The organism is Lachnospira hominis (ex Hitch et al. 2025) (assembly GCF_040096395.1).
Classification (GTDB): Bacteria; Bacillota; Clostridia; order Lachnospirales; family Lachnospiraceae; genus Lachnospira; species Lachnospira hominis.
Genome location: NZ_JBBMES010000011.1, coordinates 79,307 through 91,696 on the forward strand (window position 1 = coordinate 79,307; position 12,390 = coordinate 91,696).

A 12,390-nucleotide genomic window follows, 5' to 3' on the forward strand; every position below is an offset into this window, starting at 1 on the left:
ATGGATGTAAGCCAGTATTTAGAGATATTTATTGATGAATCAAATGAACATTTACAGAGCCTTAGTGATCAGTTAATGATTCTTGAAAAAGAACCTGAAAACAGCGATACAATTAATGAAATTTTCCGTGCCGCACACTCTCTTAAAGGTATGGCAGGAACTATGGGCTATAAGAGAATGCAGAATCTCACACATGATATGGAAAATGTATTCTCAGAAGTAAGAAATGGTAATATGAAGGTCACATCAGACCTTGTTGATGTATTATTTCAGTGCCTTGATGCTCTTGAAGAATATGTTAATAATATTCAGGAGACACAGGATGAAGGAACTAATGATAATGAGCCTATAATTAAGGCACTCAATGCATTTATTGCATCAGAAAATAAAGATGCTGCACCGGCTGAAGAAAAACAGGAACAACAGGCAGAATCTGCACCGGCAGAGAAACTTCAGGCAGATGAACATGGTATCAGCATGGAACTTGCTGATTTTGAAAAGAATGCGGTAAATGAAGCACTTAAAAAAGGAATGCATGTTTACGAGATTAAAGTAACAGTTGACGAAAATTGTATACTTAAAGCTGCAAGAGCTTTTCTTGTATTTAAGAATCTTGAAGGACATGGAGACATTATAAAATCAGATCCTTCAGTACAGGATATCGAAGATGAAAAGTTCGATTTTGATTTTCAGATTGTTATTTTAACAGAGGAAAGTTTTGATGATATCATCAAGATAATTAAGAATGTATCTGAAATCAAAGATGCTGATGGTGAAGAAATAACGAAGGCTTTTCCGGAAGAAAAGACCGAAGAGGAGCCAAAAGAAGAAAAGACAGAAGAAAAAGCTAAGCAGGCTTCAAAAGCACAGCCATCAAATGATAAGAAAGATGCTAATGGTTCAAAGAAGCCGGCAGGTGCAAAACAGCAGACTGCCAATAGTAAAGCAAAACCTGTCGGACATACTGTACGAGTTGATATTGAAAAACTTGATGTGCTTATGAATCTTGTCAGCGAGCTTATTATTGCGAAGAATGGTCTTGTTTCAGCAAGCAGTGAAGAAGGCTCAGAGAGCATTAACCAGAGCTTTAATGAACAGATTGAATATCTTGAGAGAGTAACAACAAACTTACATGAATCAGTAATGAAGGTACGTATGATGCCTATCGAGAGCGTAGTAAGTAAGTTCCCTCGAATGATAAGAGATTTGAGCAAGAAGCTTGATAAAAAGATGGAATTATACATGTCAGGTGAAGATACAGAACTTGACAGAACAGTTATTGATGAAATCGGTGATCCTCTTATGCACCTGTTAAGGAATTCAGCTGACCATGGACTAGAAAGTGCCGAAGTCAGAAAAGAAAGAGGAAAGAGCGAAGTTGGTTCTATTTTCCTTGATGCATATCAGGATGGTAACAATGTTGTTATTGAAGTCCGTGATGATGGTAATGGTATTGATATTGAAAAAGTAAAGAGTAAAGCTATAGAAAAAGGAAATATTACAGAAGAACAGGCTGCAATAATGTCTGATAAAGAAATAATAGATCTGCTTTTCAGACCAAGTTTCTCAACTTCCGATAAGGTTACTGATGTATCAGGCCGAGGCGTAGGACTTGATGTTGTTAAATCAAAGATTGAAGCACTTGGCGGTGATGTTGAAGTTAAGTCTGTATATGGTGAAGGAAGTACATTTATTATAAGACTTCCATTGACACTTGCAATTATTCAGGCACTTATGGTTAAGCTCGGAGATGAAAAATATGCTATTTCTCTTGGCTCAATTCAGACAATTGAAGATATTCCTGTAAGTGAGATAAAATATGTACATGCAAAAGAAGTAATACATCTTCGTGGAAATGTTATTCCGCTTATTCGTCTCAGAGAGCTTCTTGATGTACCGGGAGAACAGGAAGAACAGGAAAATATTACTGTTGTCATCGTCAGCAAGGGAGATAAGCAGGCTGGGCTTGTTGTAGATAGTCTCATTGGACAGATGGAAATTGTAATTAAATCTTTAGGCAAGTATATCAACATTAATAAGATGATAAGCGGTGCAACTATCTTAGGTGATGGTTCTGTTGCTTTGATTATTGATGCAAATACTCTTGTCTGATAAAAATCCGGAAAGGTTAGGTGGCTATCTATGGAAGAAGTAAAAACAATGGAAAAAGCATCAGATGAAGCAATGGATGCTGTTCAGTATATAGTTGTAAAGATTGGCAATGAACAATATGGCATTAATATCCAGTATATTGATAATATTGTAAGAAATCAGAGAATCACAAGAGTGCCAAAGGCACAGTCATACTATAAAGGAGTAATTAACCTTCGTGGTGAGATTATTCCTGTTATGAGTATCCGTCTCAAACTTGGTCTTGAAGATGATAATTATACAGATAAGACGAGAATTATCATTATCAAGGTTGATGGTGCAACAATAGGTGTAATTGTTGACCAGGTAAAAGAAGTTGTAACACTTGAAAGCACAGATATCGAAACTGTTGCACGTTCAGGTTCTCTTGTAGGTTCAGGATATATCAGTGCGATAGGCAAGAGCAATGACGAGCTTATTTCTCTTCTTGATATTGTTGCATTAATAGAAGAAAGCTGATGATTTAAGAAGGGAGTGCCTGATGTCAAAGATTGATCTTGAAAAACTGGAAGATTCACAGTTTGATGTTTTAAAGGAAATTGGAAATATTGGAGCCGGAAATGCAACAACGGCACTTGCTACAATGCTTAATATTAAGGTTGATATGTCAGTACCTAATGTTGCATTACTCCCATTTGACAATATTTCGTCATTTATTGGTTCTGAGGAACAGACAGTTGTAGGTATTCTCCTTGAAATACAGGGGGATATCGATGGAATGATGATGTTTTTATTTGATATGAAGTCGGCTCATCATCTTGTAAACTCACTTATGATGCGGGATGTTCATCAAGATGAAAATGGGATGGCAGATTTTTCTGAAATGGAAATGTCTGCCTTAAATGAAATTGGAAATATAGTTTCCGGTTCATATTTATCAGCATTGTCAGGACTTACCGGAATGAAGATGGTATCATCTGTTCCGGCACTCTCTATTGACATGCTTGGTGCACTGCTTAGCGTTCCAGCCATTGAATTTGGTAAATATGGTGATAAGCTGCTGATGATTCAGTCAGAGTTTGGCGAAGATGATTTTGTTACAGGTTATTTTCTACTTATACCGGAATTGGAATCATATGATAAAATTCTGACTTCGCTTGGAATGTAATATGGTTGATAAGTTGTTTAAATGATTGGAAAGAGTAAAATGGGAAATATGATTAAAGTCGGAATGGCCGACTTGAAAGTTTGCAAATGCCCCGATGCATTGACAACGCTTGGATTAGGTTCATGCGTTGGAGTGGCTTTATATGATCCTGTAACTAAAATCAGCGGATTATTGCATTGCATGCTGCCGGACAGTACACAGATAAGAAATAATTCTAATCTTGCTAAATTTGCAGATACAGGAATTGATGAACTTATACGTCAAATGGCTGCACTTGGGGCAAATAAAAACAGACTTGTAGCAAAGATTGCCGGAGGTGCCCAGATGTTTGCCATGACGACTACAAATGATTCGTTGCGAGTCGGTGAACGTAATGCAGAAGCAGCAAAAAAGAAATTAAAAGAATATAACATAAGATTGCTGGCAGAAGACTGTGGACTTAATTATGGCCGTACAGTTGAATTTTATTCGGAAACAGGAGATTATGTTATAAAATCTGTAGGAAAGCCAGTCAAGACAATTTAAGGCTCAGGGGTATCTGCTTATGAAAAAATTTCGTAATGTTCCGGCAATAATAACTCTGCTTGCCGGATTTGTGACGAGTGTAGTGATGATAGTTAATAAGTATTCTCTTAAATCATTTTTATGGATACTTGTTTTAGTGATGGCAGGGTTTTATATTTTGGGAATTATTATAAGAGTAATACTTAACAAAGCATTTAGTGACGATAAGGAAAAAGATAAAGAATCTCAGGATACAGAGTCTTCACAGGATGATTCACCAAGTGAAGACAGTAATGAAAAAGCTGATAACCAGTCAGAAAAAAATGAGCAAAAATAAAGAATGATGAATTGCGGGGGCGGCATTAATGGATGAAGCAGGCAGAGACAAGCTTTGGCAACAGTATTCAAAGACGCATGATACAGAATTAAGAGATGAACTGATTTTAGAGTATGCACAGCTTGTTAAGCTTGTTGCAGGGCGACTCAGTATGTATCTTGGATATAATGTTGAATACGATGATCTGGTTGGATATGGTATATTTGGACTTATTGATGCTATTGATAAATATGATTATGGCAAAAATGTAAAGTTTGAAACATATGCCAGTCTCAGAATCAGAGGTGCGATATTAGACCAGATAAGAAAAATGGATTGGATTCCACGTTCGCTGCGTCAGAAACAGAAAAAAATTAATGCTGCGATGGCTGCTATAGAAGCGAAAACAGGGAGAACTTCAACAGATGAAGAACTTGCAGCAGAACTTGGGATTTCAATAGAAGAACTTAATAACTGGCAGGGACAGACTAAAATGTCAAATCTTATTTCCCTTGATGAGTATACGGAAGAGGGCAGTGAGTCCGGCATACAGGCAGTTAACAATACAAGATTTGAGACACCTGAAGATGTAGTCGAAAAAGAAGAATTGAAAAAGATGCTTGTTGAGGCACTTGACCTGCTGACAGAAAAAGAAAAAAATGTAGTTACGCTTTATTATTATGAAGATCTGACTTTAAAAGAAATCAGTCTTGTCCTTAATGTATCTGAATCAAGGGTTTCTCAGTTACATACAAAGGCACTTAATAAAATGCGTAAAAAACTAGGGGATTATATGGAAATTTTAGCTTGAGGCTAATGGGGAGACAAATTTATGGAGAAATGTACAAAGGGGTATTTTGAATTTGATACAAGACAGGATGGCCTGTATCTTACAGTTTATCCTCCGCAACAGGGAGAACCTGCATTGGATGCCGGAGAAGTTTTATATTACATAGAAAAGAAAAATATATACGGATGTGATATTACACTGATTGGTGATACAGTAAAAAAAGGTGCAACGCAGGAAGTTACAGTAAAAGTGTCTGATGAGACACCATATCCGGTATCTGAGTTTGGCGATTACAGAATAAGCCATGATACAATGACACTTGAGGCAGTTTTCTATCCGCCGTTTAAAGGTGCGGTAGAACTTACTTATGAAGAAATACAAAAAGATTTAAAAAATATCGGAGTAATAAGTGGGATTTCAGAAGAAGCGATAAGACTTTTTCTTCTTGAAAAGAGATATTTTGAGACATATGTTCTTGCAAAAGGAACTAAAGCAAGAGAAGGAAGCGATGGTTATATTGAGTATACATTTAATACAAGCTTAAAACCAACGCCAAAGATGAATGAAGATGGAACAGTAGATTTTCATACACTTGAAAATGTTAATCATATAAAAAGCGGTGATGTTGTAGCAATACTCCATCCGGAAGACAGAGGTGACAACGGAACTGATATTCTTGGAAGACCCGTTTATCCAAGAAAAGTAAAAAGAGCAGTATTCAGATATGGCAAAAATATGGAGGTATCTGAAGATAAGCTTAAATTAATTTCAAAAGTTGACGGTCATGTAACACTTGAGAATGATAAGGTTTTTGTATCTAATGTTCTTGAACTTGTAGATGTTGATGCATCTACAGGAGATATTAATTATAACGGAAGTGTTATGATAAAGGGAAATGTACTTGCAGGATTTTCAGTAAAAGCTGCTGGTGATATTTCAGTAAGTGGTATTGTAGAAGGTGCTACAATTATTGCTGATGGTGATATTACATTTAACCGTGGTGTTCAGGGAATGAATAAAGCGGTCATTAAAGCCGGTGGAAATATAGTTTCTAAGTTTATTGAGAGTGCGAGCAGCGTAGAAGCCGGTGGAAATATCGAAGCAGATTCCATTTTGCATAGTAAAGTACGTGCGAAAGGAACAATAAAAGCATCTGGAAGAAATGGTCTTATTGTAGGCGGCGAAGTCCGTTCGATATGCCTGGTTGAAGCAAAAAATATAGGAAATGAGATGGGAACAGCAACCGTTGTAGGTGTAGGCGTTGACCCGGCTGCAAAGAAGAGAGTTGATGAGCTAAAGACAAGCCTGCAGAAACTCGGTGATTCAAAGATACAGCTTAACCAGATTATGACTGCATTGAGAAAAAAACAGGAAATCGAAGGAAAACTTACACCTGATAAGGTAGAACTTCAGCAAAAGACAATGCGTAATCTTGTCATGATAGAAAAAGATCTGACTGAGCAGAAAAATGAACTTGAGCAGTTAAGACAACAGCTTGGTGAAGATGTAAATGCAAGAGTCAGAGTCAATGGAAATATATATATTGGTGTAAAACTTATATTTGGCGAACAGAATTATTTTATCAAAGAAAAACGTACATTTTGTCAGTTCGTAAAAGATAAAGCAGATATTAAATGGCAGTCATTGTAGATTGGAGTGCTTATGAGTGTAAGACCTATTGATATTATGATGGTGCCTCAGATGAATGAAGTTTCACATATAAAGCAGAGTGAAAATATGAGACCAGCGACAGAACAGATGAATATTGTGTCCAATGTTGACAAGAAGGTCGAAAACAAATCTGAGCAGGTAACTAAAAAAGATGATGTTGAAAATAAAGGTCATAAGTTTGATGCTAAAGAAAAGAGCAGCAATGAATATGAGCGAAGTGGAAGCGGCCCATATTCAAAGCGTTCTTTTAAGGAAGGCAATGTTACTGTAAAACAGGATGAAGATGTATTTTTTGATATAAAAGTTTAGAATTTGTAAAGGCAGAAAGTATTATGACGACAGTAGAAATTATATTGCTTGTGGCAGGCATTTTATGTCTTATTGCCAGCTTTATGATACCTGATGAAAAAAAGAAAGAATCAAAAGAAGAAAGTTCTGTAAACAGACAGCCCGTACAGGAACTTACACAGGCAGAGCAGGATAAAGTAAGAGAACGTATAAATGATATTATCAATGAACAGCTTGGTGATATTTCGGAAAAAACGGAAGCCCAGCTTGATAAAATTTCAAATACTAAAATTCTTGAACTTAATGAGTATGCTGATACCGTTATGAATGAGATTAATAAAAATCATAATGAGACAGTTTTTTTATATGATATGCTGAATGAAAAGGCGAAAGAAGTAAAAAATACTGTTAAAGATGTAAATAATGTCAAAAAAGAGGTCGATAAAGCGGTTTCAGAAAGTGCGGCAGCCATAGAAAACAATACTGCGGAATATGCTTATACCGAAGAAGTGAAAAAAGAAGAAAAGCAGTCACCGGAAGTTAAGATATTAAGCCAGAATGATGAATTGAAAAAACAGGCAGAAACAAAAAATAAATCTGCTGATAAAGCGGATCTTGATATTGAAAATGCAAACAGCAAGAACCAGAAAATATTAAAATTTTACAAAGAAGGTCTTGATAACAGGACAATAGCGAAACAGCTTGGGCTTGGTGTTGGAGAAGTGAAGCTTGTTGTGGATTTATATAAAAATTCACTGGGATAAAATTAACAGTTACGGAGAATTACATGAAACTTAAATATCATTTAAGAGGCCTTGGAATTGGTTTTATATTAACGACAATTATTCTAATGATTTCCAATTTGTTTGTGAATAATAATAACGGTAATAATCATGTTTCAGATAATAAAGAAACATCTGGCTCGGTGATTGCATATACAACCCAGGCAGATGAGAACAATTCTGACAAAAAAGATGAAAAGAAGACGGAGAGTGCCAAAGACAGTACAAAAGAGAGTGCGTCACAAGGTACAACACAGACTGAAACATTGTATTCAAAAGAGGGTAATACAGTTACTGTAAAATTTGAAAATGTTATATATGGTACAGCAGCAGCTGAACTTTTATATAAAGCGGGAGTTATTGATGATGAGAACTCCTTTGCATTTTATCTGCAAAACAGTGGGTATGATGCAATAATACGTGATGGTTTATATCAGATAAATATCGGCGACAGCTACGAAAATATAGCAAAAATTATAACAAAGAGCTGATACGATAAAAAAATATAAAAAATCAAAAAATATTGCTTGATTTATTATAAAAGTATTGATATAATCATCTTCGTGTGAAAAAACATGCAGGTGGATTTTGCAGCTGGTGCCGGATAACGCTTACGGTGGCTGCAAGAGTTGAAGTCTGCAAAAGATTATTTAACCAATGGAGGTATTAAAATGAGCGTAATTTCTATGAAACAGTTACTTGAAGCAGGTGTTCATTTCGGACATCAGACAAGAAGATGGAACCCTAAGATGGCTGAGTACATCTACACAGAGAGAAATGGTATCCATATTATTGACTTACAGAAGTCAGTTGGTAAAGTTGATGAAGCTTACAAGGCAGTTGCTGATATCGCAGCTAACGGTGGTACAATTCTTTTCGTAGGTACAAAGAAGCAGGCTCAGGATGCTATCGCATCAGAAGCAGAGCGTTGTGGAATGTTCTATGTAAATGAGAGATGGCTTGGTGGTATGCTTACAAACTTCAAGACAATCCAGAGCAGAATCAACAGACTTAAAGAAATCGAAGCTATGGAAGAAGATGGAACATTTGATGTTCTTCCTAAGAAAGAAGTTATCAACTTAAAGAAAGAACTTGAAAAACTTCAGAAGAACCTTGGCGGTATCAAGGAAATGAAGAGACTTCCAGATGCTATCTTCATCGTAGATCCTAAGAAGGAAAGAATCTGTGTTCAGGAAGCACACGCACTTGGTATCGAATTAATCGGTATTGCAGATACAAACTGTGACCCAGACGAGCTTGATTATGTAATTCCTGGTAATGATGATGCTATCAGAGCCGTTAAGCTTATCGTTTCTAAGATGGCTGATGCAGTTATCGAAGCAAATCAGGGTGAAGAAGCAGCTCCAGCGCAAGAGGAAGAAGTAGCTGAAGAAGCTTAATATTTAAGTATCGACTTAAGTTTATGTATGCTTCAGCCTGACATATCAGGTTGAAGCATTTTTTAAAATTAATAATAATTAATTGGAGGAAAATTATAATGGCAGCAATTACAGCAGCAATGGTTAAAGAACTTAGAGAGTCTACTGGTGCAGGCATGATGGAATGTAAGAAAGCTCTTACAGAGACAGATGGCGATATGGAAGCAGCTGTTGATGTTCTTAGAAAGAGCGGAGCAGCTAAGGTTGAAAAGAAAGCAGGAAGAATCGCAGCAGAAGGTATTACAAGAGTTGCATCTGAAGGTAATACAGCAGTTGTTGTAGAAGTTAATTCAGAGACAGATTTCGTAGCTAAGAATGCTACTTTCCAGGAATTTGTTCAGGCAGTTGCAGACAAGGCACTCAAGTCATCAGTTGAAAAAGCTGGAGATGGTGAAGATGTATGCAGTATTCTCGATATGAAGTCAGAACTTGAAGAGAAGACTCTTACAATCGGTGAGAAACTTTCTATCAGAAGATTTGAAAAGCTTACAGGTGACTGCGTAGCTTCTTATATTCACGGCGGCGGAAGAATCGGTGTTCTTGTTGCAGCAGAAGGTGCTTCAGGTGATGCTGTTAAAGAAGCTCTTACAAATATCGCAATGCAGATTGCAGCTATGAATCCGGAATATATCAGCAGAAATGATATGTCAGCAGATGAACTCGCTAAGTTAAGAGAGATTATTGTTGATAGTGCATTAAATGATCCTGCAACTCTTCCAAAGCCAATCTTAAACAAGTTAATTGAAAAAGCTATTTCAGAAAAAATCTGGAGTGATGCTGATATCGCAACTTATGAAGAACATAAGAGCAACATGCAGTATTTATTCAATTTCCTTACAAAGGAAGCTGCAGCTCAGTTAGCAGAACTTGCTTTAGCTGATAAGGCTAATATCGTAGCTGATAAGATTTTCAACGGATTAGTAGAAGGTCGTGTTTCTAAGCAGCTTAAAGAAATTTGTCTTATGGATCAGGTTTATGTTAAAGCTGAAGACGGTAAGCAGTCAGTTGCTAAGTATATCGCAGAAGTTGGCAAAGAAGCTGGTTCATCTTTCACAATCAAGAAATTTGTTCGTTTTGAAGTTGGTGAAGGACTTAAAAAGAAGAATGAAGACTTCGCAGCAGAAGTTGCAGCACAGCTTGCTTAATTAATATATTTGAATGGTATTATAGATTATTTATTAATCCCGGTGGTTTCAGAATTGGCTCCGCCGGGATATTTATGTGCTATGAAATATCTGGTAAATTCATAAAGCATGATTTTACATGCATGATAATTTTAAACTATAGATATTTTTATTGAATTATAGATATTATAAATGATAATATACTTGCAATGAAAATAATGCACTGTTATAATAATGTTGAATGAATTCGTGTGTATAGATTTTAATGTAAGTTACGGCATTGCACGACACTTATGTGTAAATTTAATATTAGAATAAGGAGAGATACCGCATTTTTCGTAACATAATATAAAATGCTGGTAAAAGGAAGACTATGAATGTAAAAGATCCTATTAGAAAGAGACTTAACAAAGGTTTTCTTGTTATTTCGATTGTATGTTGCATTGGTCTTGTTATAAGCGATATTGCATTATTTGCCATGAGCACAAGTTATAATCATGCAATGGCTAATTATGGCTTTTCACAGGGCGAGATTGGAAAAGCAATGACAGTATTTTCAGAAGCAAGAAGTTCACTCAGGGCTGTTATAGGCTATAATGAAACTTCACAGATTGCAGAAGAAAAGAAAGATTACGAAGCAAGAAAAGAATCATTCCAGGCATATTATGCTAATATTGAGCAGTATATGGTAACAAAAGCAGGCAAAGAATCATATGCTGCTATAGGTAAAGCCCTTGAAGGTTATTGGACAAAGTCAGACAGTATCATGTCAGCAGGTTCGACAACTGATGTAGGAGCATCAGCAAAGGCACAGAAAGCAGAATATGATGAACTTTCACCTATGTATGATGAAGTTTATGCAGCATTCAAGAATCTTATGGATATCAATGTATCTAAAGGTACACAGCTTATAAACATACTTGATGTTTTAAGAATTGTTCTTACAATATTTATTATTGGTATTTTTGCAGCCAGTGTTATTGCTTCTGCTAAGATTGGAAAGAGAATTGCTGAAAGTATTGAGAAACCTATTGCAGCACTTGCTGACAGAATTAAAACATTTGCTGATGGCGATCTTGACAGTGAATTTCCTGAACATCAGGCAGAAGATGAGATTGCTTTTATGAATGACGAAGCAAGGCAGATGGCTGAAAATCTCAGCCTTATAATCAATGATATTAACAAAATTATGGCATCTATGGCTAATGGTGATTTTACAGTTAATACAGAGATTGAAGACAAGTACGTTGGTAAGTTTGGTGAACTTCTTCAGTCAGTCCGTAATATGAACAGAAAGATGAATGCTACATTGAAGGGCGTTGAAGAATCAGCAGGACAGGTTACAGCAGGTTCTGAAAATCTTGCACAGTCAGCTCAGGATCTTGCAGAAGGTGCTACAGAGCAGGCAGGTGCAATCGAAGAACTGCAGGCTACAATCACTACAATTACAGAACAGGTTGGCGAGACAGTAAACAACCTTATGGAAACAAGTAAGAAAGCTGAAGTATATGCTTCAGATGCTGATTCAAGCAGAGAAGATATGAAGGCTCTTATGGAAGCTATGGAGCGTATCAGTGATACATCTAAGAAGATTGAGAATATCATTTCTGATATTGAGAGCATTGCAAGCCAGACAAATCTCCTTTCTCTTAATGCTGCTATTGAAGCCGCAAGAGCAGGTGAGGCAGGTAAGGGCTTTGCAGTTGTTGCCGAGCAGATTAGAACTCTTGCAGACCAGAGTGCACAGTCAGCAGTTGATACAAGAAGTCTTATTGAAGGTGCTTTAAGAGAAGTAAGCGATGGTAACGATGTGGCATTAAAGGCTACAGAATCAATGGAAAATGTTGTTAAGGGAATTAATGAGATTGCAACTGTTTCTAAAGAATTAAGCGAGAACTCAAATGCACAGATTGAAGTTATGAGAGAAGCTGAAAAGGGTGTTGACCAGATTTCAGAGGTTGTACAGTCTAACTCAGCAGCATCTCAGGAATGTTCAGCTACAAGTGAAGAGTTATCCGCACAGGCTGAAGCTATGAATGAGATTGTAAACCAGTTCGTTCTCAGAGATTAATACATATCGTGTATATGAATAAGTAATTAATAAATCATCATCTGCATAATTAATTTATGTGGATGATGGTTTTTATTTACGCGTGTAACGAGCCAAAGTCCGTGCTTGCACGAGACCTTGGCGACTGCCGCGATAACTTGAGAAAC

The 12,390-nt window shown here is 36.5% G+C and carries 13 protein-coding genes; all 13 read left to right on the top strand.

Translation table 11 applies throughout. The features are described from left to right. Nucleotides 1-2,112, top strand: coding sequence for a chemotaxis protein CheW (locus tag WMO38_RS10365; protein ID WP_349162582.1), 2,112 nt, complete (start codon nucleotides 1-3; stop codon nucleotides 2,110-2,112). A 30-nt stretch (nucleotides 2,113-2,142) separates the two neighbouring features. Then, a complete protein-coding gene (locus WMO38_RS10370; RefSeq protein ID WP_021866036.1) occupies nucleotides 2,143-2,610 on the top strand; it encodes a chemotaxis protein CheW in 468 nt (155 codons plus the stop codon). A 22-nt stretch (nucleotides 2,611-2,632) separates the two neighbouring features. Continuing rightward, nucleotides 2,633-3,259 carry a chemotaxis protein CheC gene (locus tag WMO38_RS10375; protein ID WP_021866035.1) on the top strand — a complete coding sequence of 209 codons (627 nt, stop codon included), beginning with the start codon at nucleotides 2,633-2,635 and terminating at the stop codon, nucleotides 3,257-3,259. 39 nt (nucleotides 3,260-3,298) lie between these two features. After that, on the top strand, nucleotides 3,299-3,784 hold the full coding sequence (locus WMO38_RS10380; protein ID WP_021866034.1) for a chemotaxis protein CheD: 486 nt from the start codon (nucleotides 3,299-3,301) through the stop codon (nucleotides 3,782-3,784). A 19-nt stretch (nucleotides 3,785-3,803) separates the two neighbouring features. Further along, entirely contained in the window at nucleotides 3,804-4,100 is a 297-nt protein-coding gene (locus tag WMO38_RS10385) for a hypothetical protein (protein ID WP_349162572.1), read from the top strand. A 28-nt stretch (nucleotides 4,101-4,128) separates the two neighbouring features. Further along, the gene (locus tag WMO38_RS10390) at nucleotides 4,129-4,890 is read left to right on the top strand and encodes a FliA/WhiG family RNA polymerase sigma factor (RefSeq protein WP_021866032.1); all 762 of its coding nucleotides are present in this window, start codon (nucleotides 4,129-4,131) and stop codon (nucleotides 4,888-4,890) included. Nucleotides 4,891-4,911: 21 nt separating this feature from the next. Continuing rightward, nucleotides 4,912-6,519 carry a flagellar assembly protein A gene (locus tag WMO38_RS10395; RefSeq protein WP_349162574.1) on the top strand — a complete coding sequence of 536 codons (1,608 nt, stop codon included), beginning with the start codon at nucleotides 4,912-4,914 and terminating at the stop codon, nucleotides 6,517-6,519. A 12-nt stretch (nucleotides 6,520-6,531) separates the two neighbouring features. Continuing rightward, complete coding sequence (locus WMO38_RS10400) at nucleotides 6,532-6,849, top strand: hypothetical protein (RefSeq protein ID WP_349162575.1); 318 nt, start codon at nucleotides 6,532-6,534, stop codon at nucleotides 6,847-6,849. Between the two features lie 23 nt (nucleotides 6,850-6,872). Continuing rightward, complete coding sequence (locus WMO38_RS10405; RefSeq protein WP_186837041.1) at nucleotides 6,873-7,592, top strand: DUF6115 domain-containing protein; 720 nt, start codon at nucleotides 6,873-6,875, stop codon at nucleotides 7,590-7,592. A gap of 23 nt (nucleotides 7,593-7,615) precedes the next feature. Continuing rightward, nucleotides 7,616-8,101, top strand: a complete 486-nt coding sequence (locus WMO38_RS10410; RefSeq protein WP_349162576.1) for a hypothetical protein — start codon at nucleotides 7,616-7,618, stop codon at nucleotides 8,099-8,101. Between the two features lie 180 nt (nucleotides 8,102-8,281). After that, nucleotides 8,282-9,010 carry a 30S ribosomal protein S2 gene (rpsB, locus tag WMO38_RS10415; RefSeq protein ID WP_349162578.1) on the top strand — a complete coding sequence of 243 codons (729 nt, stop codon included), beginning with the start codon at nucleotides 8,282-8,284 and terminating at the stop codon, nucleotides 9,008-9,010. Between the two features lie 98 nt (nucleotides 9,011-9,108). Next, nucleotides 9,109-10,194 (top strand): translation elongation factor Ts, encoded by a 1,086-nt coding sequence (gene tsf / locus WMO38_RS10420; RefSeq protein WP_349162579.1) that lies wholly within the window; start codon nucleotides 9,109-9,111, stop codon nucleotides 10,192-10,194. A gap of 352 nt (nucleotides 10,195-10,546) precedes the next feature. Then, on the top strand, nucleotides 10,547-12,244 hold the full coding sequence (locus WMO38_RS10425) for a methyl-accepting chemotaxis protein (protein ID WP_349162580.1): 1,698 nt from the start codon (nucleotides 10,547-10,549) through the stop codon (nucleotides 12,242-12,244). Nucleotides 12,245-12,390: the final 146 nt, after the last annotated feature.

Bases quoted from the DNA above. Each gene is read 5' to 3' on its own strand.
- WMO38_RS10365 (WP_349162582.1), top strand. From the start codon at position 1: ATGGATGTAAGCCAGTATTTAGAGATATTTATTGATGAATCAAATGAA.
- WMO38_RS10370 (WP_021866036.1), top strand. From the start codon at position 2,143: ATGGAAGAAGTAAAAACAATGGAAAAAGCATCAGATGAAGCAATGGAT.
- WMO38_RS10375 (WP_021866035.1), top strand. From the start codon at position 2,633: ATGTCAAAGATTGATCTTGAAAAACTGGAAGATTCACAGTTTGATGTT.
- WMO38_RS10380 (WP_021866034.1), top strand. From the start codon at position 3,299: ATGGGAAATATGATTAAAGTCGGAATGGCCGACTTGAAAGTTTGCAAA.
- WMO38_RS10385 (WP_349162572.1), top strand. From the start codon at position 3,804: ATGAAAAAATTTCGTAATGTTCCGGCAATAATAACTCTGCTTGCCGGA.
- WMO38_RS10390 (WP_021866032.1), top strand. From the start codon at position 4,129: ATGGATGAAGCAGGCAGAGACAAGCTTTGGCAACAGTATTCAAAGACG.
- WMO38_RS10395 (WP_349162574.1), top strand. From the start codon at position 4,912: ATGGAGAAATGTACAAAGGGGTATTTTGAATTTGATACAAGACAGGAT.
- WMO38_RS10400 (WP_349162575.1), top strand. From the start codon at position 6,532: ATGAGTGTAAGACCTATTGATATTATGATGGTGCCTCAGATGAATGAA.
- WMO38_RS10405 (WP_186837041.1), top strand. From the start codon at position 6,873: ATGACGACAGTAGAAATTATATTGCTTGTGGCAGGCATTTTATGTCTT.
- WMO38_RS10410 (WP_349162576.1), top strand. From the start codon at position 7,616: ATGAAACTTAAATATCATTTAAGAGGCCTTGGAATTGGTTTTATATTA.
- rpsB (WP_349162578.1), top strand. From the start codon at position 8,282: ATGAGCGTAATTTCTATGAAACAGTTACTTGAAGCAGGTGTTCATTTC.
- tsf (WP_349162579.1), top strand. From the start codon at position 9,109: ATGGCAGCAATTACAGCAGCAATGGTTAAAGAACTTAGAGAGTCTACT.
- WMO38_RS10425 (WP_349162580.1), top strand. From the start codon at position 10,547: ATGAATGTAAAAGATCCTATTAGAAAGAGACTTAACAAAGGTTTTCTT.